Genomic DNA, 20,917 nt, shown 5'->3' with positions numbered 1-20,917 from the left:
TCGCCGCCGAGCGTCAAACCCAGCTCGACGCCCTCACTCAGGAAAAGGCCGCCCTCGCCCAGGCCCGCGACGCACAAACCCAACTGGCCACCGAGCGTGCTGCCCAGATCGACGACCTGACGAAGGCCAAAGCCGCTGCCGACAAGCTCGCCGCCGACCGCGCTGCGCAGCTCGACGCGCTGACCCAAGCCAAGGCCACCGCCGAGCAACTCGCCGCCGAGCGTCAAACCCAGCTCGACGCCCTCGCCCAGGAAAAAGCTGCCCTCGCCCAAGCCCGCGACGCACAAGCCAAACTGGCCACCGAGCGTGCCGCCCAGATCGACGACCTGACGAAGGCCAAAGCCGCTGCCGATAAGCTCGCCGCCGATCGCGCCGCGCAAATCGACGCGCTCACCCAAGCCAAGGCCACCGCCGATCAGCTCGCCGCCGAACGTCAAACCCAGCTCAACGCCCTCACTCAGGAAAAAGCCGCCCTCGCCCAGGCCCGCGACGCGCAAACCAAACTGGCCACCGAGCGTGCCGCCCAGCTCGACACCCTGACGAAGGCCAAAGCCGCTGCCGACAAGCTCGCTGCCGATCGCGCCGCGCAAGTCGACGCGCTCACCCAAGCCAAGGCCACCGCCGAGCAGCTCGCCGCCGAGCGTCAAACCCAGCTCGACACCCTCGCCCAGGAAAAAGCCGCCCTCACCCAAGCCCGCGACGCGCAAACCAAACTGGCCACCGAGCGCGCTGCCCAAATCGACGACCTGACGAAGGCCAAAGCCGCTGCCGATAAACTCGCCGCCGACCGCGCTACGCAGCTCGACGCGCTGAAGCAGGACAACGCCGCCCTCACCACCGAGCGCGACGCCTTCAAGCAGACCATTGCCGAAGGTCAGCACCGCCAGCAACTGCTGGAAGAAGAAATGATCAAGGCCGACGCCCAGCTCGAACTCATCAAGGACCTGCTGCTGCGGGAACCTGGACTCTGAAGGACGCGACCTCATGCTAGGTAACCTTCGCGCCCTGCTCACCCGCTGGTTTGGCCCCGCATCGCAAGGCAACGCGGCGGCCCCCGTTGCCCCACCCGCGCCCACGCCAGAAAATGAACCCACCCCCACCGTGCTGCACGTAGACGACGCCCCCGCCCAGCAGCCCGTCGCCTACGACGAAAACCTGCTCGAGCGCGCCCGCACGCAATGGCAGTTCGGCGACTGGGACAGCCTCGCCCGGCTCGACCGCGACATCCTGCAGCACCACCCCGACCGCGCCAAGCTGGCGTTGTTGGCAGCGGCGGGAAGGCTGCAAACGCATCGTGCAGACGAGGCACGCCACTTCATTCGGCTGGCGCAGGACTGGGGCGTCAGTAAAAAACTGATGGCCCAGATCCTGGCCGCCGGTGTGCATAACAGCTTGGGACGTGCTGCGGCGCTCGGCAACAAACCCCAGCGCGCGCTACAACATTTTGAGGCTGCCTTATCAACGGGCACACCTGGTTCGGACCCACGCCTGCTGGCGCCAACGCTCGCCCGTCACGAAATGCAGCAACTTGGATTACAACCAGATGCCCTAAACCTAGCCTGCACTAACACGTCCGCACCAAATCGCGGCGTCCCGGCATTGGGTAGCGCCATCAAAGACTTGGTCGAACAACTCAAAACTCAAAACACCGACCTGGCAGAACAAATCGCAAAGCAAAGCGCTGAACTGGTCGATATGCGAAAGCATATGGAAAATACAGTGAAGCGGGAAATGCTGAATGCCACTCAGCAACTGGAGGCATTCCTCGACATTCAAAATTTCTTCAACTGTGGCAAACACTTGCCCGCCATGCATGGGTGGCCCATCAGCCCGGATTTTGCGCGCCACATTATCCGTCTTCTGGAAAAAAAAGACTATGACTTGATTTTTGAATTCGGCTCCGGCACGTCAACCGTCCTCATCGCCAAAGCGCTTAACCAATTAAGCGCAGTCAGAACTAACGCCACCCCTGCTTTACAAATTGCATTCGAGCATCTTGAGAAATACCACGCTCAAACGCTTTTCGATCTGAAAGCTGCAGGGCTGGTCGATGCAGTTCAGCTGATTCTGTCTCCTCTGCAGCCCTATCACGCCCCCAACGGGAACACCTACTCTTATTACGCCTGCCACGACACACTGGCCACGCTGACGGCAAAACTGCCCGCTACACCGATGAATATCCTTATGGTGGTCGATGGACCGCCGGCCAGCACCGGCAAGCACGCCCGCTATCCCGCCCTGCCCGTGGTCTTTGCGCATTTCAATAATCAGCATATCGACATCCTGCTCGACGACTATGCGCGGACCGATGAAAGGGAAGTGGGGGCACTCTGGGAGAAGGATTTCAAGCAGTTTGGATACTCATTCATCTCCGAGAAAATCAGCATGGAAAAAGAATCGCTCTTCATTTCTGCGCACCCACTTTAATTCTAGATATTTTTTGAAAACGAGCTCTGCATGAAACCAAATACCATCGCGGTCCTGGGTCTTGGCTATGTCGGCCTTCCTCTCGTTGTCGAATTCGGCAAGAAGCTCCGCACCATCGGCTTCGACATCTCGAAACACAAAGTCGAGACTTGCCAGCAAGGCAAAGACCCTTCTTTCGAACTCACTGATGAAGAGATGAAAGCTGGGCTGCACGCCGTCTACACGGACAACCCCGCTGCGCTCGGCGAGGCAGACATCATCATCGTGGCCGTGCCCACCCCGGTCGACGAGGCGAACATTCCCGACTTTCGTCCGCTCATCGGCGCCTCAGCCAGCGCGGGCCGTCACATGAAGAAGGGCGCCATCGTGGTGTATGAGTCCACCGTCTACCCGGGCGCCACCGAAGAAGTCTGCATCCCGGTGCTCGAGCGCGAATCTGGCATGAAGTGGAGGCAGGACTTCTCCGTCGGTTACAGCCCTGAGCGCATCAACCCGGGCGATAAAGAGCGCACCCTCACCAAGATCCTAAAGATCGTCTCGGGCGACACCCCCGAAACCATGGAGCGCGTCGCCGCGCTGTACGAACAGATCATCGAGCCCGGCGTACACCGCGCGTGCTCCATCAAGGCCGCCGAAGCCGCCAAGGTCATCGAAAACACCCAACGCGACCTCAACATCGCGCTAATGAACGAGCTCGCAGTGATCTTCGACAAACTCGACATTGACACCTCCGAGGTGCTCAAAGCCGCAGGCACCAAGTGGAATTTCCTCAAGTTCAAGCCTGGTCTAGTGGGAGGGCACTGCATCGGGGTCGATCCGTACTACCTCACCCACAAGGCCGAGATGGTCGGCTATCACCCTCAGGTCATCCTTGCCGGGCGACGCATCAACGACAGCATGGGCAAGTACATCGCCGAAACTACCGTCAAAAAAATGATCGCCACCGGCTCGGTCATCAAGGGCGCGCGCGTCAACGTGCTGGGCCTGACCTTCAAGGAAAACTGCGCCGACCTGCGCAACAGCAAGGTCATCGACATCATCCACGAGTTGCAAAGCTACGGCATCGAGGTTGCGGTGACCGATGCGTATGCTGACCCCGAAGAGGCGATGCACGAGTACGGCGTGAAACTACTCCCGTGGGGCGAGCTGCCCGCAGCCAGTGCCATTGTGGCCGCCGTCTCTCATCGCGCCTATCAGGATCTGAAGCTCGAAGAGATCGCAAGCAAGCTCACGCCGGGCGGTGCCTTCATCGACGTCAAGGCGGCATTCGATGCCAAGGCGCTGCAAGAGGCCGGCTATACGGTCTGGCGCCTGTAATCCTCAGCTTCACATCGGCATCCCGAACGACAAGGAAGGTTTTCCATGTGCGGCATCGTGGGTTACATCGGTAACCAAGAAGCAACATCCATCCTGCTCGCCGGCTTGCGCGAGCTGGAATATCGCGGCTATGACTCGGCAGGTATCGCCCTGCTCGAAACGAGCAGTGTGAAGACATTCAAAGCCGTCGGCAAGCTCGACAACCTGGCGGCCAAGGTGGGCAGCTACCGCTCATCGGGCGCGGTGGCCGCCATCGGCCACACTCGCTGGGCCACGCACGGCAAACCCACCGAAGCCAACGCCCACCCGCATGGCCTTACACACAGCCAGGTGGTGCATAACGGCATCATCGAAAACTATCAGAACCTAAAGAGTACCCTCAGCACGCCCTTCCTGAGCCAGACCGACAGCGAGGTCATCGTTCACCTGTTCGAAAAGCACCTCGATGGCCATGGCAACGCGCCTGATGCGGCATTGGCAGCCTTCCGCGCCACGCTCGACGAATTGCACGGTGCCTACGCCATCCTGCTGGTCTCCGAACTCACTCCGGGCCGTGTGTTCTACGCCCGCAAGGGGTCGCCGCTGCAGATTGGCTTTGCCGCAGGTGGCTGCTACCTGGCCTCATCGGATGCGCCCTTGCTGGGACTGTGCGACAAGGCTATGCACTTCGAAGATGGTCAGTGGGGCGTCGCCACCGCCGATACCTTGCAGGTGTTCGATGCCAACGGCGCGGTGGTCGAGCCCTTGTTCGCAGTCCTGCCCGCCAGCAGCGCAGCGGCGCAAAAAGAAGGTTTCCGCTACTTCATGGAGAAGGAAATCTACGAACAACCCCAGGTGCTGGCCGACATCCTCACTGGTCGGCTGCGCGATGGCGCCGTTGAGTTCGAAGCCTTCCCCGCCGACTGGCTTCGCCCATTCCGTTCAATCACCTTGTGCGCCTGCGGCACCAGCTATCATGCCGCGCTGGTGGGCAGTTACCTGCTTGAGCGCCTGGCGCGGATGCCGGTGAAGGTGGAGATTGCCAGCGAGTTCCGCTACCGCGTACCGGTGCTGGATCCTGAGGGACTGTTCGTCGTCATCTCCCAGTCCGGCGAGACAGCTGACACACTCGAAGCGCTGAAGCTGGCTAAGGCGCAAGGGCTGGCAACACTGGCCCTGTGCAACGTGGATAACAGCTCCATGATACGTGAGGCTGCCCAGTCCATCCTGCTGCGTGCCGGCATTGAAAAAGGCGTGGCCTCAACCAAAGCCTTTGCCGCCCAGGTGATGACGCTGTGGCTGCTGGCGCTGCATTGGGGGCAAGCCAAGGGCTTGCTGGACGGCGAGCGTTGGGCGAGGGAACTGGCGGCGTTGCGTGGTGGAATCGACGTGGTCAAGGTGCAGCCCGCATTGCACGAGCGCATCCACCGCCTGTCCAAACGCTACCTGCACGGGCATGGGTTCTTCTTCATTGGCCGCGACCTGTTCTATCCGTTAGCACTTGAGGGCGCGCTCAAGCTCAAGGAGATCAGCTACCTGCACGCCGAAGGCTACCCCGCCGGCGAGATGAAGCACGGCCCGATTGCCTTGGCCGACGCAGGGCTGTTCACCATCGCCTTGATGGCGCGTACCACGTTATGGGACAAGATCAAGAGCAACGTCGAGGAACTGTCTGCCCGCGACTCGACCATCGTGGCGATCACGCCTGAAGACTTCGAACTGGCCGATGACATCATCCGCATTCGGGCGCACGTGCACCCGATGCTGGAGTTTTTCGAGATGATGGTGGTGGTACAACTGCTGTCGATGGAGATTGCGATACGGCTGGGGAATGATGTGGATATGCCGAGAAACTTAGCAAAAAGCGTAACAGTTGAATAAATAGTTCTCTATTTATTGAAAACCCTATAAAAAAACGAACATCTAATAATTTTATTAATTATTAAATTAAAATGGAAACCATACTCTCAAAGGCAAATCGTCTTCTTCGCAGCAAAAACTACAGAGAAGCAATTGAGTTATATAAACAAATAAATAACGAAAAACTTATATCACAAGGGATCGTTGCATTCAATTTAACTCTTGCTGAAGTTCAATGGACGAGATCTCGGGGAAAGAAAAATAATACAGCGCCCGATATATCCACCAACACTGAGAGCACAGAAAATTTCAACGCCTTTGATTTCGTCGCTTCCTCATTCAAGAAGTGGATATCTAAAAATCCATCAAATATTGGGCTAAAGCCGCCTAAAGTTTCAGCCATTATGACTTGTCATAATGCTCAGGATACCATTCAAGAGGCAGTCGAATCACTTTTACTCCAGACTTACCCTAATCTTGAAGTGATCGTCTGCGATGATGGAAGCACCGACAACTCCTGGGAAATTCTTCAGGAAATAAAAAAACGCTGTGGCGGTCTTCGTATCATCAGAAACAACGGAAACTACGGAACCTATTTATCAAAAAACAGAGCTATAGAAAAATCCACAGGGGAAATTCTTGTTTTTCAAGACTCGGACGACATTTCTCACCCAAAAAGAATTGAAATACAGGCATCCCAACTAATTACCAATAAAGAAATTATTGCCACTAGAAGCCAATATCTTAGGTATAACGATACTGACAGCAAATTGATACCAGTAGGAGGTTTGCTTTCCAAGCTTGGGCTAATAACTTTAGCCGTGCGTAAACAAGCGTTTCGTGAAATAGGCTTTTTTGATGCCACGCGCCGCGCCGCAGACGATGAATGGGTTCAAAGATTACTTCATGTTTATGGCAAAAACTCTCTCCTTAACCTAAATGTAGCGCTATACCTTGCTCGCCTGAGAGAAACATCTTTAATTTCAGATATGATTCAATACTCAGCCGATGGAAAAAAGATTGAACAATCCTCATCCATTCCCAGGCGGCAATACGTTGAAATGTTTAAATCAAGATTTTCTGCGAACGATAATAAAGAATTTTATAGGAAAAACTTTCCACCATTCCCTCTTCGGGCAAATATGCAATATCCAGAAGGGATTAGAGCATTAGACCCAATTAGGGATGAAGTTGTTGTATCTCTCTGCAGCATCCCATCTCGTCAAGAAACACTTATTAAAACCGTTAGATGCCTCTTTAATCAGGTTGACAAAATATATATATATCTAGACAAATACGAGACTATTCCCTCAGAACTTAAAAACCAAAATAAAATAAAAATATTTAGATCTCAAGATCACATCATTGACTATAGAGACAATGCCAAGTTTTTAATTTTTAATAAATTAAAAACGATAGGGAAGCCCTTTTACTACTTTACTGCTGACGACGACATTGAGTACCCACAGGACTACGTGCACTCAATGATCAATGGGATTGAGCGTTATGAACGAAAAGCTGTCCTTGGTGTTCATGGTGTTGTTCTAGAAGAAGAGCCCAGCGCTTATTTCAAACGCCGTTTTACATATCACTTTTCAAGCAATACGATCAGAAATGACATGCTCGTTAATAATCTCGGAACTGGGACTGTTGGATTTCATTCTGAAGTTATAGATAGCATTAATCCGGATTCATGGAAGCTTGGGGGTATGGTTGATATATTATTTTCAATAGAATGTAAAAAACGCGCGATTCCTATGATATGCATTCGTCGTCATGCCGGGTGGATGGTTGAATTTGAGCAGGCCAAATCAACCCCAAACCTTTTTTCTGAATTTAATATTAAGGAAGAAAAAATTCTTTTAGAGTTGATGTCAGTTACCCCATGGGGATATCAAGGAATTATAGGAATATTGGAAAATCAAACCAAAGAATTGCAAGCAAAGCTAAAGGCGCTTATGCCTAACTTCTCTAGAGAGATTTCTATAAAGAACTCATTTTCAAGACTTAGATAGCGAATCTAGAATGAAAATCTTGATTTTTGGATCATGCAATAGTCGTGATCCATTTACCCATGAAGAATCAAATAATTTTCATCTTGTAGACTATTTTGCAAGAAGTAGTTTTGCGTCTCTCTCTGGAAAAAAAATTGATTTTGACTTAGATTTGAGTGGCATTAATTCAAATTTTCAAAAGCGCATGGTTTTTGCAGATGCAAATAAGACTTTTCTTGACGCCATTTCAAATAAAGATTTTGATTATTTAGTCATTGATTTTACTGACGACAGATTTGATATCCTAGAATTGCAAAACGGTTCCTTGATCACTCTCTCTGCCGAGTTCAGAAAAACATTACAAAGCAATAAGAGCTTACCCTCACAGCACAAAATAATAAAAGGGTTTTCCGAAGAGTTCTTCTTGAAATGGGTTTCAGGCTGGACGACTTTAAGAAAAGCACTGAAACAAACCAATCAATTAAGCAAAGTTTTGATAAATTGCATTAACTGGTCAAAATTTGACAATTGCAACGAATTTTTTTCAAATTCACAATATATAAATATTGCAAATTCTGATTTAAATAGAAAATACAATTTCTTGACATCTGAATTAAATTCAAATCAGTTCATTAAATATCCAGAAGAGCTGTTTGTTTCTGATTCAAAGCACAGATGGGGAAGAACGCCATTCCATTTTAAAAAAGAAGTCGACCTCTTTTTTATTAACTGCTTGAGGAGCATTTCCTAAATTAGTGCTTTGTCATAAGTAATCACGCGTAATTAATATGGAGCTTTCTGCCAAAGGCATTAAGCAGGGTCGTCACTTCCTGAACCAGGGTCCCGCGCGTCCAGCTGGTGAAGAAACGCCAATGGTACTTGGCGTGCTTCCAAGGATCTCGATCAGATTGAGTTCTGGACTGTAAGCCAGCAGATACAGAGGGATGAAGCGGAAAAGTCTTCAATGTCGTTTGTAAAGGATGCACAGACCGCTCATGAGGCGGGTGATTTTGCGCAGGCGGTGAGCTTGTACGAACAGGCCATTCTGGCGCGCCCCGAACTGGCGGCGATGTATCGTTTCAACCTTGAGCGTGCGCGGGCCAAGCTAGGCGCGGCGGCATCGGGCAATGTGAATGAACGGCCTCAGCCTGCAGGGACCACGATTTATCTGGCGGATCTCTATCGTGAGGTCGCGCAGGCGGTGGCGCGCCTGCCGGCAAGGGCGCTGACGGACCCGCAGCCCTGGGTGTCTGTGGTGATGACGACCCACAATGTGGCGGACTATGTGGAGCAGGCCGTCACCTCGCTGCTGCGCCAGACGTATTCGCCGCTGGAAATCATCGTGGTGGACGATTGCAGCACAGATACGACTTGGCCCATTCTGCAGCGCCTGAAGCGCGAGTACCCCATCGTGATCCGCCGCCTGAATGCTAACCTGGGCACGTATTTCGCCAAGAATTTCGGTGTGCGGCTGGCGCGTGGGGAATTCGTTTTTTTCCAGGATGGCGACGACCTGTGCCACCCGGAACGCATCCGTCTGTGCATGCATGAGCTGCGCCAGCCGAGTGTGATGTGCGTGCAGAGCAGTTATTCACGGGTGCTGTTTCCGGCCGGGCAGGTGTTGCCGGTGAATGGGCTAGTCAAAAAACTGGGCTTGATTACCCTGGGTGTCAGGCGCGCGGTGTTCGATGAGATCGGCTTTTTCAATTGCACGATGAAGGCGTCGGACGACGAGTTTTTTCAGCGTTTGCAAGCCTTGTATCGAGACCGCCCGGATGCGGTGCGCGTGCTGGATTTGCCGCTGTACTACAACACGCTGCGCGAGGGCTCGCTGTTTGCCGACATGATTACCAACGACCCCGCCGCAGACGGGCGCATCGAGCAGCGCCTGTCACCGGTGCGCCAGCAGTATCTGGAGGCGTTTCAGGCGCTGCACCAGAATGTGCCGCACGAGCAGTTTCGGACGGTGTTTCGGTTTCCGGTGACGCGGGATGTGATCAGCGTGTTGCCCGAAATGTCGCGCTTGGCCAACCCCGCGTTGCCGGTGGTGGCCAGCGTGTGTTCCATCCCCGAGCGGCAGGCTTTGTTGCAGCGCATGCTGGCCAGCCTGGCGCCGCAGCTGGATGAACTGCATGTGTATCTGGACCGCTACGACGCGGTGCCGGACTTTGTGCGCGATTGCCACCCCAAGGTGACGGTGCGTCTGTCGCGCGATCTGCCGGGGCTGCGTGACAACGGCAAGTTAGTGCCGCTGCTGGGTCGCCAGGAGGCGTGTTATTTCTTCACCGCTGATGACGACATCGAGTATCCGCCCGATTATGTGAATGCGCTGGTGAAGAAGATCGAGCATTACGGCCACCTGGCAGTGGTGGGCGTACATGGGGTGCGCATTCCGGAGCAGCCGACCGGGTATTTTTCGGGCTTTCGGCGGGTGCATTGGTTCATCCGCGAACTGGAGCAGGACCGGCTGGTGAATAACCTGGGCACCGGCACGGTGGCGTTTCATTCGGACTGCGTGGCGGGGCTGGATTACCGCAGCTTTGCACACAGCGGAATGGTGGATTTGTATCTGGCGGCGTTTTGCAAGACCCGCGGCGTGCCCATGGTGGCGGTGGCCCGGCCCGAAAACTGGCTGGTGCAACTGGACGAGCCCGTACCACAGAATGGGGTGAAGAACTTGTTCGTCGAGGGCTCGCAGAACGACGACAAGCAGTCGCGCCTGGTGCGCCAGCATGCGCCGTGGGGCTACGCGGCCATCGTGCAGGCGGTGGAGGCTGCGTCACGCAAGACCGACGACGCGGTGGTGGGCGAGCGCTTGAGGGCGTTGTTGCCGGTGTTGCAGCAGTGTTTGATGTGAGGGGGGGCCTCAGCGTTCAAGCGTGAGGCGGAGGTGATCATCGCCAACCGGCTGTCGGCCGAACTGACCGACGTGCGGGAGAAGGTTTATACGCGGGACTTGTTTGGGGGGATGACTGATGGAAGGCAAGCGCGCGACATGAGTGACACGCCCCACCACGGCAGCGCCGACCTGCCCAACGCTGTGTCCGTTGCGTTCGCAGTGTCCGAAATCGGGCCGTTGGCGGCCGCAGGGGACTATTTCACCGCGCTGGAATTGGGTGAGGCGCTACGCGCGCGCTACGGCTGGGCGGTGGATTATCGCCCGCGCGGAGAAGACTGGTATGCGCTGGCAGGCGTGGATGTGGTGGTGGCCATGCTGGAAGACTTCGATCCGGGTCGGATCCACGGCGCCCAGGCGGGCCTGCTGGTGCTGGGATGGGCGCGCAACTGGTTCGAGCGTTGGGCGGACCGGCCATGGATTGGCCAGTTCGACCAGGTGCTGGCCTCATCACGAATCGCGGCACGGTTTTTGAGCGCCCGCTTGGAACGGCTAGTCCCCGTGCTGCGCATTGCAACCAACCCGGAACGCTTCAACGCGGATCGACGAGCCCCCACGTCCAAGCTGGACTTTGTGTTCACGGGCAGCTTTTGGGGTGTGGAACGGGACGTGACGAAGGCACTGACTGCGCTACCGGACCATTTCCACGGTGCGGTGTATGGCAAGGGCTGGGACGCGTGCGCAGGCATGGCGCGCTATGACCGGGGCTTTATGCCCTACTACGCGCTGCATCCGGCATACCGGGATGCGGCCATCGTCATCGACGATGCCAACCATGTGACAAAGGCCTGGGGCGCCGCCAACAGCCGGGTTTTTGATGCACTGGCGGCGGGCTGCCTGGTGATTACCAATTCGCGGACGGTAGCGGACGAAGTGTTTGGCGGCAAGCTGCCGGTGTATGAAGACGCGGAGCAACTGCAAGGCTTGCTGACGCATTACCTGCGCGATGTCGAGGCACGCGATGCGCTGCAATCCCAACTGGCAGCGCAGGTGCGGCAACGGCATTGCTACCGGCATCGGGCGTTTGAGCTGGGAACGCTGCTGCAGCGCTGGCGTGCGTCGATCAAGCAGGAGTGAGCACTTGAACCATCCCACCCTCAGCTTCATCACCCCACTTTTCAACCAGCTTTCCGAAACGCAGGCGATGCTGGCATCGCTGCGGGCATCGTTGCCGCAGGAGCTGGACTACGAACTGATCCTGGTGGATGACGGCTCGACCGATGGCACGCGGGCATGGCTGGCCACACTCGACGATGCACGTATCCGCGTGTATCTAAACCCGCACAACCTGGGCTTTGCACGCAGTTGCAATGCGGGCGTGGCACTGGCCCGGGGCACGCTGATCGGGCTGCTGAACAATGATTTGCTGTTCGCGCCGGGTTGGCTGGCACCCATGCTGGCGGTGCTGCATGAGCCGGGGCTGCGTGCCGGCTTGGTGGGCAATGTACAGTTTCGCGTGGCCGATGGGACGCTGGATCATGCCGGCGTGCGGCTGAACCTGAATGGGCAGTTCGAACACATCCGTCAGTTTCCGGCGTATGCGCGCGAGGCCGTGGAGGTGCTGGCAGTGACCGGGGCATGCATGCTGCTGCACAAAGCAGATTTCAACGCGGCGGGCGGTTTTGAAGAATGCTACGTGAACGGGGCGGAAGACATCGACCTATGCCTGAAGCTGCGCGAGGCGGGAAAGAAGATTTATCTGGCGCCGGGTAGCCGTATCCAGCACCACGTCAGCCTGAGCCGCCAGGCGGTTTCGGACCGCGACGAGCGCAACAGCCGGGCGTTATTCGCGCGCTGGCGCGCAGAGATCAAGCGCGAACTGGCTCGCGAGTGGGTCATGCGACTGTCGATGACAGAACCCAGTGACGAAGGCCAAGCACTGCTGAACACACTGACACCGGCTTTTCTGGCCACGCCGCACACGGCCGCACGCACGCTAGCCGAGGCGATGTTGCAGCAGCAGGAACAACGCTGGGCGTGCCTGCTGGACGGCGCCGCACCGGACGCCAATCTGGCGGCACGCTGCAATTTCAGCGGCCTGCGCTTTGATGCGGCGCTCGACAGCTTCGTGTTGACCGAAACCGCTCGCCTGACGGTGAACGCCCTGCCCTGCGCACGCAACCTGTACGTGTGTGGCCGCACCCTGCCCTGCCCCGCAGGCCATGGCTTGCGCCTGCACATCGACATCAATGGCTTGCAGCAGGTGCAGGCCCCGCTTCGCGCCAATACGAACTTCAACGCGGGTCTGACACACCCATTGCTGCTGAACGGAGCCCCCAACGTGATCACGCTGCGGGTGGACCTGCTGGACGCAGCCGGGCAGCCTTGCGGCAGCGGGCATGAACAGGTGGTGGTGGGGCATTGCGTAGTGGATGAGCAAGTGATACAGCCGGGATAACTACGGCAGGGCGAAGTAGACCAGGCGGCCTCGAAGATTTCTGAGCAGAATTCTGATTTTCGATATGTTTTTGCGCGTTCGCACAGGTTCTTGCGCATAATCGGCCATGGACACTCAAAACCTGCTCGGTGGCGCTTGGTTGGTGGCTCGCTATGGCATCGAACTTGTCATGCCTTTGACGGTGCGGAGTCGTGTCGGCGGGCGCCGCACGACGCAGCTGGCCGATGGCGTCAAGACCGAGACCTTCGTGGAAGGGATGCGACCCAGTGCGAATTTGCGCGGGCATCTGACGTTCCACCTCAAGCACGAGGTGTTGCACCTGGAGATGCTCTGCCGCTTGTTTGAGCGGGTCGACACAATGGAGTTGGTGGCCTGGATCGACGACGAGCCCAGTGGCCAATATGCCAGGAAGGCCGGGTTTCTGTACGAGTGGCTGACGGGGCGTCAACTGGATGTGCGGGCGCTCATGGCAGGCCCCTATGTGGACGTGCTGGACGATCGAAAACTGGTGGCCGCATCACCCGACCGATCTGTACCCAACCGCCGCTGGCGTGTGCGGGACAACCTGCCCGGGTCGCCCGCCTTTTGCCCCATCGTTCGCAAGACGAGTGATTTCGATGAAGCGGTCGCGGTCGATGTTCAGCGCCTGTTGAACGAGCTCGCACTGGAGTTTGGGGAAGATGTGCTGATGCGCTCGGCAGTCTGGATGACGCTGCGTGAGAGCAAATCGAGCTTTGCGATCGAGGGTGAGGCGGATCAATCGGATCGCATCCAGCGTTTTGCCGATGTCTTGGCGCGGCGCACCGGTGAGGGCGCTTTGCCACTCGACGATGCCTCGCTGGCACAGTTGCAATCCGAGATCCTGGGCCGGCGCACCACGCTGCAGCAGTTCGGCATTCGCCAGTCGCCCGTGTTTGTGGGTGAGGTGGTTCGCTACCAGGAGGTGGTTCACTACGTGGCGCCGCCTGCAGCCGACATGCAGGCGATGCTGGACGGGATGAGGGTCTTCTGGGACCGCACCTATGGGCAATCGGCGGTGATGCGCAGCGCGGTGCTGGCTTTTGGTTTTGTTTACATCCACCCGCTGGCCGATGGCAACGGGCGGGTGCATCGTTTTCTGATCAACGATGTGTTGCGTCGTGACGGGGTCGTCCAGGAGCCGATGATCCTGCCGGTCTCGTCCCTGATCACCAGTGACGCCTCAGAGCGGCGTGCCTACGATCGCATTCTGGACACGATCTCTCGTCCGCTAATGGGGGCTCTGGCTGAGGTTTACGCGTTTTCCCCTGCTCAGGCCTCTTACGCCGACGGCATTCGATCGAATTTTGTGTTCAAGGGCGATGCCATCGCGCGGCCGGTCTGGCGATACATGGATTTGACACGACATGTGGTCTATCTGGCCGATGTGCTGGCGCGCACCATCCGTGACGACATGCGCGAAGAGTCGCGCTACATGCGCAGTTACGCCCAGGCCCGGGCTGCGATCAAGGACATCGTCGAGATGCCCGATATGCAGATCGATCGCATCATTCGGTCGGTTGAGGCCAATCAGGGCAAGCTGTCGAATGTGTTGTCCAAGGAGATGCCCTTGCTGACCGAGCCAGGTATCTGGGTGGCTATCGTTCAAGTTGTAGCGCACGCTTTTGATGGGCTGCCAAGCGGCAATGTGGCGGGTAAATGAGAAAAGAGTTCCCGGACCGCGGGTATGAGCAGATGGTGGAACCGTCCCGCTCGACCAGCCGCAGCGTATACTTCTTCTTTTCAGCGGTATAGTAGTGCGGTATCTAGAAGGAGGCTCTGATGGTGCCAAGGACAAAACGCAAGACCTCTTTGACCCTGGACGCCGAAACACTCGACTGTGCAAAAGCGCTTGAGATCAATGTGTCCGCTGTGGCTGAAGCGGCGCTCAAGAAGGCGGTCGCCGAAGCCCGACACATGCAGTGGCTCACCGAGAACGCAGAGGCCTTCGCAGCACAAGCATCCTGGCACGAGCGCAACGGACACCCGCTGGCTGACATCATTTGTGCGCCGGGAGGCTCTTCATGGAGCGCCTGAGTCGATATGACGTAGCGGAATACAGCGGGGTGAAGATGGTCGTTGTCGAAAGCGACCTCTTGCCACCCGATCCGGCGGTGGTCGTGATCCCTCTCCTTACTGACTACCCGGTGGTCAAGGGCTTGAATCCCGAGCTCTTGCACGATGGCAAGTGCTTGATTCTTGCAACCCGGCTGATCGCCGCTGTGCGGCGGTCGGGTTTGCGTCGCGCCGGGAGTGTGGCGGATCAAGGTGATCGAATAAATCGAGCGATCGATGTCTTGATGGCAGGGGTGTAGTTTCGGCTCGTATCAAGACTGGCTCGGCGGGTACGTGCAAGCCCGGACAGCGGCGGACGCGGGGCGAAGCGTGCGGGGTGCCCATCGGGGCGGCCCCCGGCCAGGTTCCCCCGTTTCGCCAAGTTATTCACAGGACCGCGTATCGGGCCTGGATACACTGAACGCTGGAAGGCCGAGGACGGCCTGCAGTCCTGCGGGTTGTACCGGTACAGGCAGGGCAATGCGCAGGACCTGGCACACTACTGGCACAGTGCACCACTAAAACACTGAGGGACAAGCGAGGACAATGAAGGACGTCAAAATACAAAAAAACCGCCTAAGCGGCGGTTTTTAAAAAGGAAATTTCGGGATTTCCTTGAGAATTACTGGTCGGGGAAAGAGGATTCGAACCTCCGGCCCCTGCGTCCCGAACGCAGTGCTCTACCAGGCTGAGCTATTCCCCGACGTTGTACTGCAGATCACCTTGTGTTCCGCGAGAGCCGACTACTATATCAGTGATTTCTCGCAACTGCAAAGTCCGATAATTGTAGCAGCGCATCCTTGAAAATGGAAGGGGGCAAGGTGGAAATCGCCTCGATCGCGAGCCTGGCTTCGGCCTGTGCGTGACGGCGGGTCTCCTCGAGCGCACCGGTGGCCCGGATCGCGCCGAGCACCGCGGCAAAATCGTCGCGCCCGCCGTGCTCGATGGCATTGCGCACCAGGGCGGCCTGTTCCGGCGTACCGCGCTGCATGACGTGGATCAGGGGCAAGGTGGGCTTGCCTTCGGCGAGGTCGTCGCCGAGGTGCTTGCCGGTATCGGCTTCATCGGCGGAATAGTCGAGCACGTCGTCGATGAGCTGGAAAGCGGTGCCCAGGTGGGTGCCGAAAGCGGCGAGGCGCTCTTCCTGCTCTGCGCTGGCCCGACCCAGGATGCCGCCCAGGCGTGCCGCGGCTTCGAACAGCTTGGCGGTCTTGTAGCGGATTACGCGCAGGTAGTCGTCGACGACGACGTCGGCGTTGTGGCAGTTGAGCAGTTGCAGCACTTCGCCTTCGGCGATGACGTTGGTCGCATCGGAGAGCACGCGCATCACGCGCATGTCTTCGACCCCGACCATCATCTGGAAGGCGCGCGAATAGAGGAAGTCGCCGACCAGCACCGAAGCGGCGTTGCCGAACAGGGCGTTGGCGGTCTTGTTGCCGCGGCGCAGTTCGGATTCGTCGACGACATCGTCGTGCAGCAGGGTCGCGGTATGGATGAACTCGACCACCGCCGCCAGTTCATGGTGCTGCGTGCCCCGGTACCCCATGGCTCCGGCGGTAAACAGTACCAGCGCCGGGCGCAGGCGCTTGCCGCCGCTATGGATGATGTACTCCGCCACTTGGCGGATCAGGACCACGTCCGAATGGAGGCGGTTACGGATGACCGCATCCACCGCCTGCATGTCGGCGGCGATCGGCGCGAAAAGCTGCTTGACGGACAAGGCGTGCACGCTCGCGGAAAAAGCGGAATGGTAGGTGTCGCGCGCGCGCGGCGTCAAGCGGCGGGAGCTTTGCAGCGAAGACGCGCACGCAGCGGCGGCAGGAAACGCTCAGCTGCCGTTGCGGGCGCGCGCCACGGCGTTGTCGAGCGCTTCCTTGGCGGCCTTCTCGTCGGCCCACACTCCGGCCAGTTCCTCGTCGAGGATGCGCCGCACTTTCTCGCGCTCGACCACGGGCTGGGCCGAAGACTGCGGCGTCGCCTGCTTGTGGGTGAGCTGGTCCACCGCCACGCGCACGTTCTCGAGGTCGTTGCCGAGCAGTTCGCTGCGCGACGCCAGCAGGCCTGCGCGATTGAGCGGCAGGTAGCCCGTTTCACGCTGCCAGGCGACCTGATTCTCGGGTTGCAGCCAGAACGCGACGAAGCGCGCCACCGCCTTGTACTCCTGGGGCTTCTTGCCCGCCGCGGCCCACAGCGCGGGACCGTCGGCGACGGTGTTCTGCGGCGCCCCGGGAAAATCCTCGTAGTACGGCAGGGGCGAAACGCCGATATCGAGCTTGCCGGTGCGGCGGAAATCCACCCAGCTCGCCGAGGGCGCCGCGATCACGGCGCAATCGCCGCTGGCGAAGCGCTGCTCGGCTTCGGCCTGGTGGCCGAAGATGTGCAGGTAGTTCGCCCGCGTCCAGCTCGCCATCATCGCCACGTGCTTGACCTGGAACATGCCGTTGAAGCTGGGCACGGGGGTTTTTCCGGCGACCGTGGCCACCGGTGCGTTATGCCAGGCGCTGAGGTTTTCCACCATCACGCGACCGGGTTCGGACACGGTGTACGGGCAGGTGTGCCCGGTATCGGCCAGACGCCCCAGGGTTTCCTGGAGTTCGAACCAGGTGTCGACCCGGGTCGTGTCCGGATTCATGCCGGCACGGCGCAGCGCATCGCGATTGAGAAACAGCACCGGCGTGGACAACCCGATCGGCAGGGCCAGCAAGCGCCCCTGGGTATCGACCGGAGTCCGCGTCATCATCGCCGGCGGGCGCAGGGTCTGCAGCGCCACTCCGCTTTCGCGCATCAGCGCATGCAGCGGCTTGAAGCGCGGCTTGCCGGCGACGAAATCGTCTTCATCGTCGCCTTCGAGGATCAGCAGGTGCGGTGCGGCGCGGCGCCAGTCGGCTTGCGACAGGACCACGCGCACGTCCTTCGACTGGGCATTGAAGCGCTCGACCAGACCGGCAAGAGCCGCCGCCCTGGTATCCGGCAGGCGGTGGAAGAGTTCGATCTGCTGCGGCTGCGCGGCCGCGAGTGCCGGCAGTTGCACGGCCGCGGCAGCGCAGCCGAAAAAGACGCTGAACAGAAGTTTCAACCGCGTTGTATTCATGAGCTCGGCACGTATCGGCAAGGGCCGGGGCGACGGCCCCGGAAGCGGCGGAATTATAGTCGTGCCGCCGTCGCCCCGCGGGCCGCAGTTGTAACACGGCCGCGGGGAACGCGAGACGCTGCCGCTCAGGGCGCGGGATTGGTATGGAGCAGGTGGACGGCCTCGATTTCCCGGCACAACTCCTCATCCACCACGACCTCCCAGGCGTCGAGGTTTTCCACGAGCTGGGCCATGGTCGTGGCGCCGACGATGGTGCTGGTCACGAACCAGCGCGAATAGACGAAGGCCAGCGCCAGCGCTGCCGGGCTGAGTCCGCGGCGGCGCGCGAGTTCGACATAGGCGCGCACCGCCGGCAGCACGCCGGGCTTGGTGTAGCGTACGCCGAAGCGCTCGAACAGCGTGATCCGCCCGGGCGCGGCCGGATCGGCCAGATACTTGCCCGACAGATGGCCGAACGCCAGCGGCGAGTACGCCAGCATCCCCACCTTCTCGCGGTAGGTGATTTCGCTCAAGCCGTATTCGTAGACGCGGTTGAGCAGGCTGTACGAATTCTGCACCGTCGCCACCCGCGGCAGGCCCGATTCGCGCGCCACGCGCAGGAACTCCATCACCCCCCAGGGCTGCTCGTTCGACAACCCGATCTGCCTGACCTTGCCTTCTTCGACGAGCTCGGCGAGGACCTCGAGCTGGGCGCGGATCGGCGTGCATGCGCGCTCGCGGGCAGGGTCGAAGCTGCCCTGGCCGAACAGCGGCTGGTTGCGCTCAGGCCAGTGCAGCTGATAGAGATCGATGTAGTCGGTGCGCAACCGGCGCAGGCTGCCTTCGACCGCGGCGCGGATGTTGGCCCGGTCGAGTGCGGGCGGACCGTTGCGGATCCAGTCCAGGCTGCGCGCCGGGCCGGTCACCTTGGTGGCGACGACGAGCTTGTCGCGCGGCTTGCGCGCGAGCCAGTTGCCGACGATCGACTCGGTGGCGCCGCAGGTTTCGGCGCGGGCCGGGACCGGGTACATCTCGGCGGTATCGATGAAGTTGATCCCGCGCTCGAAAGCATGGTCGAGCAGACGGTGGGCCTCGGCCTCACCGGCTTGCTCGCCGAAAGTCATCGTCCCCAGGCAGATCGCCGACACCTGCGGCCCCGCTTCACCGAGCGGACGGTACTGCATTTCACGCTTGTTCATGTGCTCTCCTGTTGTCGATCGATCGGCTGCAGCCCGCCGCCGGCCTGTTATGCGGCCGTTACGGCATGTCCCGGCGAAACGACCCGGAACACCGGCGTACTCGCCAGCTCTCGCGAGGCGGCTTATCATCCCGGGTTCCGGCCCGTCGCATCCCGACCGAAGGCCCAATCATACTTCAGCGCCTGCGCGCGCTCGCCCCGATGAACCAGCACACTCCCGCCGCCGGCCTGCACTGCGCCGGCCTGATCGGCTATTGCCGCGCCGGCTTCGAAAAGGAACTGGCCGCCGAACTCGACGATTTCGCCGCCGACGCCGGCCTCATCGGCCACCTCCGCGCCGAGCCGAACACCGGCTTCGCGCTGTTCGAAACCTTCGAGCCGACCCCGCTCGGCGCTTTCGGCCAGGCCACCGACTGGCGCCGCGCCACCTTCGCCCGCCAGCTGCTGCCCTGGTTCGGCCGCATCGACGAGCTGCCCGAGCGCGACCGCGCCTCCCCCATCGTCGCCGCGGTGAAAGCCTGCGGCCAGCGCTTTTCCGGCGTTGTCCTGGAAACGCCGGACACCGACGAGGCCAAGCAGCGTTCGGGTTTTTGCAAGCGCTTCACCGAACCGCTGACCAAGGCGCTGGAGAAGGCCGGCTGCCTGCGCACCAGCCGCACCGGGCTGCCGGTGCTGCATGTCGTGTTCACCGATGCCACCACCGCCTGGCTCGCCGCCGGCCAGCCGGGGCAGTGCGCACCGTGGCCGATGGGCATCCCCCGCCTGCGCATGCCCTCGAACGCCCCCAGCCGGTCCACGATGAAGCTGGCCGAAGCGTTCATGACCCTGCTCGACGACGGCGAGCGCGACACGATCCTGCGCGCCGGCCAGCGCGCAGTCGACCTCGGCGCCGCCCCCGGCGGCTGGACCTGGCAGCTGGTCGGCCGCGGTCTGCGCGTCACCGCGATCGACAACGGCCCGCTGCGCGACAGCGTGATGGCCACCGAGATGGTGGAGCACCTCAAGGCCGACGGCTTCACCTGGCGCCCGCACCGGCCGGTGGACTGGATGGTGTGCGACATGGTCGAGCAGCCCTCGCGCATCGCCTCGCTGGTGGCCGAGTGGGTCGCCACCGGGCGCTGCCGCTACACCGTCTTCAACCTCAAGCTGCCGATGAAGCGCCGCGTCGAGGCGGTCGAGCAGTGCCGCGAGCTCATCCGCAAGCGGCTCGCCAGCGTCGGCCCCTACGACCTGCGTATCAAGCACCTCTACCACGACCGCGAAGAGGTCACCGCCTTCCTCACGCTCAAGCGCTGAGGTCGATTGCGAAGCCCCTGTCCGGTAACGCTTTTTGCGCCGTGTATAATTCGGGTTTTCCGTAATCCGGTGGTCGGTTGTCGACCACCCCAGACCCGAAGGCACCCATGAGTTTTGCCGACCTCGGCCTCATTCCCGAACTGCTGCAAGCCGTCACCGATGCCGGCTACACCGAACCCACGCCCATCCAGCGCCAGGCCATCCCGATCGTCATCGCCGGCAAGGACGTCATGGGCGGCGCCCAGACCGGCACCGGCAAGACCGCCGGCTTCACGCTGCCGCTGCTGCACCGCATCGCGCGCCACGCCAACTCCAGCACCTCGCCCGCCCGCCACCAGACGCGTGCGCTGATCCTCGCGCCCACGCGCGAGCTGGCGATGCAGGTGTTCGAGTCGGTCAAGACCTACAG

16 protein-coding genes, 1 tRNA gene and 1 pseudogene are annotated in these 20,917 nt (G+C 59.4%); 14 read left to right on the top strand and 4 right to left on the bottom strand.

Annotation, left to right across the window (positions count from 1 at the left end; translation table 11 throughout):
* From KUL77_RS00740 to KUL77_RS00685, 12 genes and pseudogenes are all read left to right on the top strand, one after another.
* Positions 1 to 971: pseudogene (locus KUL77_RS00740) on the top strand (hypothetical protein); the annotation flags it as partial.
* 13 nt (positions 972 to 984) lie between these two features.
* Positions 985 to 2,427: a hypothetical protein gene (locus KUL77_RS00735; protein WP_297142257.1), complete on the top strand. Its 1,443-nt coding sequence runs from the start codon at positions 985 to 987 to the stop codon at positions 2,425 to 2,427.
* Between the two features lie 30 nt (positions 2,428 to 2,457).
* Positions 2,458 to 3,744, top strand: coding sequence for a nucleotide sugar dehydrogenase (locus KUL77_RS00730; RefSeq protein WP_297142254.1), 1,287 nt, complete (start codon positions 2,458 to 2,460; stop codon positions 3,742 to 3,744).
* Positions 3,745 to 3,789: 45 nt separating this feature from the next.
* The gene (gene glmS / locus KUL77_RS00725) at positions 3,790 to 5,604 is read left to right on the top strand and encodes a glutamine--fructose-6-phosphate transaminase (isomerizing) (protein ID WP_297142251.1); all 1,815 of its coding nucleotides are present in this window, start codon (positions 3,790 to 3,792) and stop codon (positions 5,602 to 5,604) included.
* A gap of 71 nt (positions 5,605 to 5,675) precedes the next feature.
* Positions 5,676 to 7,598, top strand: a complete 1,923-nt coding sequence (locus KUL77_RS00720; protein WP_297142249.1) for a glycosyltransferase family A protein — start codon at positions 5,676 to 5,678, stop codon at positions 7,596 to 7,598.
* Positions 7,599 to 7,608: 10 nt separating this feature from the next.
* The gene (locus tag KUL77_RS00715) at positions 7,609 to 8,328 is read left to right on the top strand and encodes a DUF6270 domain-containing protein (RefSeq protein WP_297142246.1); all 720 of its coding nucleotides are present in this window, start codon (positions 7,609 to 7,611) and stop codon (positions 8,326 to 8,328) included.
* A gap of 213 nt (positions 8,329 to 8,541) precedes the next feature.
* Positions 8,542 to 10,434 carry a glycosyltransferase gene (locus KUL77_RS00710; RefSeq protein ID WP_297142243.1) on the top strand — a complete coding sequence of 631 codons (1,893 nt, stop codon included), beginning with the start codon at positions 8,542 to 8,544 and terminating at the stop codon, positions 10,432 to 10,434.
* Positions 10,435 to 10,545: 111 nt separating this feature from the next.
* On the top strand, positions 10,546 to 11,550 hold the full coding sequence (locus tag KUL77_RS12605; protein ID WP_343231523.1) for a glycosyltransferase: 1,005 nt from the start codon (positions 10,546 to 10,548) through the stop codon (positions 11,548 to 11,550).
* A gap of 4 nt (positions 11,551 to 11,554) precedes the next feature.
* On the top strand, positions 11,555 to 12,871 hold the full coding sequence (locus tag KUL77_RS00700) for a glycosyltransferase family 2 protein (protein WP_297142241.1): 1,317 nt from the start codon (positions 11,555 to 11,557) through the stop codon (positions 12,869 to 12,871).
* A 106-nt stretch (positions 12,872 to 12,977) separates the two neighbouring features.
* On the top strand, positions 12,978 to 14,552 hold the full coding sequence (locus tag KUL77_RS00695) for a Fic family protein (RefSeq protein WP_247737068.1): 1,575 nt from the start codon (positions 12,978 to 12,980) through the stop codon (positions 14,550 to 14,552).
* Between the two features lie 119 nt (positions 14,553 to 14,671).
* Positions 14,672 to 14,926, top strand: a complete 255-nt coding sequence (locus KUL77_RS00690; RefSeq protein WP_297142237.1) for a type II toxin-antitoxin system CcdA family antitoxin — start codon at positions 14,672 to 14,674, stop codon at positions 14,924 to 14,926.
* Complete coding sequence (locus KUL77_RS00685) at positions 14,914 to 15,204, top strand: CcdB family protein (RefSeq protein ID WP_297142235.1); 291 nt, start codon at positions 14,914 to 14,916, stop codon at positions 15,202 to 15,204. The genes KUL77_RS00690 and KUL77_RS00685 overlap by 13 nt, the downstream gene beginning before the upstream one ends.
* A 366-nt stretch (positions 15,205 to 15,570) precedes the next feature.
* On the opposite strand, the gene KUL77_RS00680 is transcribed toward KUL77_RS00685, so the two are convergent.
* The 4 genes from KUL77_RS00680 to KUL77_RS00665 all read right to left on the bottom strand — a co-directional run bounded on the left by KUL77_RS00680 (position 15,571) and on the right by KUL77_RS00665 (position 19,213).
* Positions 15,571 to 15,647, bottom strand: a tRNA-Pro gene (locus KUL77_RS00680).
* A 48-nt stretch (positions 15,648 to 15,695) separates the two neighbouring features.
* Positions 15,696 to 16,664: an octaprenyl diphosphate synthase gene (ispB, locus tag KUL77_RS00675; protein ID WP_343231522.1), complete on the bottom strand. Its 969-nt coding sequence runs from the start codon at positions 16,662 to 16,664 to the stop codon at positions 15,696 to 15,698.
* A 108-nt stretch (positions 16,665 to 16,772) separates the two neighbouring features.
* Positions 16,773 to 18,035, bottom strand: a complete 1,263-nt coding sequence (locus KUL77_RS00670) for an extracellular solute-binding protein (RefSeq protein WP_297142233.1) — start codon at positions 18,033 to 18,035, stop codon at positions 16,773 to 16,775.
* A 125-nt stretch (positions 18,036 to 18,160) separates the two neighbouring features.
* Complete coding sequence (locus KUL77_RS00665) at positions 18,161 to 19,213, bottom strand: aldo/keto reductase (protein ID WP_297142230.1); 1,053 nt, start codon at positions 19,211 to 19,213, stop codon at positions 18,161 to 18,163.
* Positions 19,214 to 19,224: 11 nt separating this feature from the next.
* Here KUL77_RS00665 and rlmM point away from each other — a divergent pair, with 11 nt between their 5' ends.
* Complete coding sequence (rlmM, locus tag KUL77_RS00660) at positions 19,225 to 20,508, top strand: 23S rRNA (cytidine(2498)-2'-O)-methyltransferase RlmM (RefSeq protein ID WP_297142228.1); 1,284 nt, start codon at positions 19,225 to 19,227, stop codon at positions 20,506 to 20,508.
* A 107-nt stretch (positions 20,509 to 20,615) separates the two neighbouring features.
* On the top strand, positions 20,616 to 20,917 hold a 302-nt coding region (locus tag KUL77_RS00655; RefSeq protein WP_297142225.1), incomplete at its 3' end, for a DEAD/DEAH box helicase.

The sequence above is a fragment of the Thermomonas sp. genome (assembly GCF_019104945.1).
Classification (GTDB): domain Bacteria; phylum Pseudomonadota; class Gammaproteobacteria; order Xanthomonadales; family Xanthomonadaceae; genus Thermomonas.
The sequence above is the reverse complement of the archived record's forward strand: the minus strand, read 5'-3'. Positions and strand labels throughout refer to the sequence as shown.